Origin of the sequence: Synechococcus sp. R8-2 (assembly GCF_047461715.1) — a bacterium.
In the GTDB taxonomy this organism is placed as follows: domain Bacteria; phylum Cyanobacteriota; class Cyanobacteriia; order Thermostichales; family Thermostichaceae; genus Thermostichus.
The window spans coordinates 1-2,693 of the sequence record NZ_JANSHQ010000132.1; the positions used below are offsets into that span (position 1 = coordinate 1).

At 58.0% G+C, this 2,693-nt stretch carries 2 protein-coding genes; both read right to left on the reverse strand.

The window, feature by feature from the left end:
• On the reverse strand, positions 1–1,943 hold a 1,943-nt coding region (locus NW819_RS03770; RefSeq protein ID WP_414412931.1), incomplete at its 3' end, for a cation:proton antiporter.
• A 397-nt stretch (positions 1,944–2,340) separates the two neighbouring features.
• On the reverse strand, positions 2,341–2,643 hold the full coding sequence (gene minE / locus NW819_RS03775) for a cell division topological specificity factor MinE (protein WP_414412932.1): 303 nt from the start codon (positions 2,641–2,643) through the stop codon (positions 2,341–2,343).
• Between the last annotated feature and the right edge of the window lie 50 nt (positions 2,644–2,693).

The following is a 2,693-nucleotide window of genomic DNA, read 5'->3' on the forward strand; positions in this document are numbered from 1 at the left end:
AAAGCGCTCCGCACCGCTGTCGGGAACGACTCTTGAGCCGTCAAGACATCAGCTCTATTGCTCCGCACTGCCTCCGGCAGGGTTGAGGCCGCATTCGCAGAAGCGTCACGTAGCGATAAAGGGAGAGGCAGGCCCAGGTCTGCCAACGTGGGTAGGGTGATCGAGCGCAGCTCGGCCCGGTTGGCCTCCAGATAGCCGGCCCAGCGCTGCAGTTGGGGGAAGGAAGGCTGCAAGGTGCGGATCCCTTCTGAGATGGGCATATCCGGCAGCAACACCGTCCAGATGGTGGCCGAAACCGAGAGTTTCACCATCAACTCGGCAATGGCCCAGTTCACCTGCGGATCCAGAGTCAGGATCAACAGAGTTTCCGCATGGTCGATATCGGCCTTCAACAAAGCAGACTCGTTCAGTACAGCTTCCTGCAGGGATCCGGGGATGGCTTCTGGCTTGCCGACTTCCTGGCTTGGGGCAGACTTGTGGTTGCCGTTGCCGTCAGAGGAATGAAGTTGTGGGGGCAAGCCATCTGCTGGACGACGCTTCGGCGTTCCTGACAGGGATGTGGAGGACTTACGGGATGGCGGGATGGAGTCCTTACCGTCTGTTGGGTGGGGAGCTTTGTAGCTGCCGTGCCCATTTTTGGAAGACCCAGAAACCAACGGGATCACCTCGACCGTCTGGTTGAGCGAGCGCATCAACTGGGCCAATTGGTTGGTGAGGGGATGATCGCCGATGATTATGGTGGAACTGCCCTGATCCAGACCCAGCCAACGGGCCACCCAAGCCGCGGTCAGCCCCTGTACCGTCACCGTCACCGAGATGGTCAAAAACACCAGCGCCTTGAGGGCATCCCCCCCAGTAATGCCCCGTTCTGTCAGCAGAATGGCAAACAAGGAGGCCACCGAAGCCGCCACAATGCCCCGAGGAGCCAGCCAAGCCACAAACAGCTTCTGCCGCCAATTCAGGTCGCTGCGCCAGGTACACAGCCACACGCTCAAGGGGCGGATGACCAGCATCAAGCACAGCACTGTGGCCAGGGATCCCCAGCCCAGGGCAAACACCGCCTTGAGGGAGAGCGTGGCAGTCAGCAGGATAAAGATCACAGAGATGGCCAACACCACCAACTGGCCGTGAAACTGCCGCACACCCCGCTCGGCAATGGCCGCCTTCTGCCGCACCACCAGGCCCGCCATCACCACTGCCATCAGCCCCGCCTCCGATCGCAGCGACTGGGCCAAGGCAAACACCCCCAGGGCCCCCGCCAGCACCACCGAGTTGCGCAACTCCTCGGTTAAAAACTGCCGCGACCAGAGCAGGAAGGATCCCATCAGCCAGCCCCCCAGCGCTCCCACCGCCGACCCGATGGCCAGACGGCTGGACAACTGTTCCAAGGCCATGAGAAAACTGGGATGGCCGGAGAGCACCACCTGCAGCACCACCACCGCCAAAATGGCCCCGATGGGATCGATCAGCACCCCTTCTCCCTCCAGGAGCGTGCTGACTGCCGGATCGACCCGTACCCGCTTCAAGATGGGGTTGATCACCGTCGGCCCTGTTACCACCACCAGGGATCCAAACAAAAAAGCCAGCCGCCAGGGAAACTCCCCCAGATAGTGAGCTGCTGCCGCTCCCCCCACCAAGGTCAGCAGGGATCCCAACAAAACCAAGTTGCGCAGGCTATCCGATACCTGATTGAGACGTTGCAGCCGCAGGTTCAGTCCCCCCTCAAACAAGATCAGAGCCACCGCCAACGACACCAGCGCTTCCAGCCCGGATCCCATGACTTGGGGGTGAACCCAGCCCAAACCATCTGGCCCCAGCAACAGGCCAAACAGCAGCAGGAATACAATGCTGGGCACTTTGACAAAATTGGCCAGCACCTGAGCAGCGATCCCAGCCACCAGGGCTAGCGTAAACAGGATCGTCAGCTCAAATGAATCTTGCATATTGAGGCTTAACCGAACGCAATAGCGGGACGGAGCCCTTACCTTTCCAGCTACTGAACGCCAACCCTCTCATTGTTTCCATCGTTTTGTTTCCATCGTTAACGTCGTTATTACTCCGCAACGCTAACGCCAATACAGACTGCTGGAAAGTCTCCAATCGTCAAGGTGGCTCTGCCCATCACGTCAGCAGTTCATGAGCTCGAACATGCAGAGTTAACATTTAGTTAACCTCTGTGTGCTGGCTTCATAAAGTTGCAAAAGCTACACCCAGCTCCACTCTTTCTACAGTACACACGACTTACCTCAACCTATCACAGAGCGAGCTTGACGACCACTCTGGCATTGGGAGCCCTGTTGGAATGAAGGCCAATTAACATGCTGCCAAAAATCTCCCCTTCTAGGCTTTCTCGCCTTCCGGGTGGCTGAGACCCGTCTCTAAGGGCTTAACGCGACGGATGGGCAGATTGGCAATGAGAGCAGTCGTTCCCCCTTCCGTAGCCAAATGAAACTGCATCCCCTCTGAATCCAGCTCCACATAGCGCGACACCACCCCCAAAATCTCCAGGCGCATCGATTCCAGTGCCGCTGGGGTGAGATCAGCGCGGTCATGGGCCAAGATCAGCTTCAACCGTTGCTTGGCTTGCTGGCGGCTGTTGCCGGAGTGCCGAGAAAAAAGCTGATCCAAAAAATCGAGGAGCATAGGTTTTGTTGGCTTTGTTACTCAGTTGTAAACAGGTCAAAATTGCCATT

Coding starts and splice junctions, on each gene's coding strand:
- minE (WP_414412932.1), bottom strand. CDS start 2,643: ATGCTCCTCGATTTTTTGGATCAGCTTTTTTCTCGGCACTCCGGCAAC.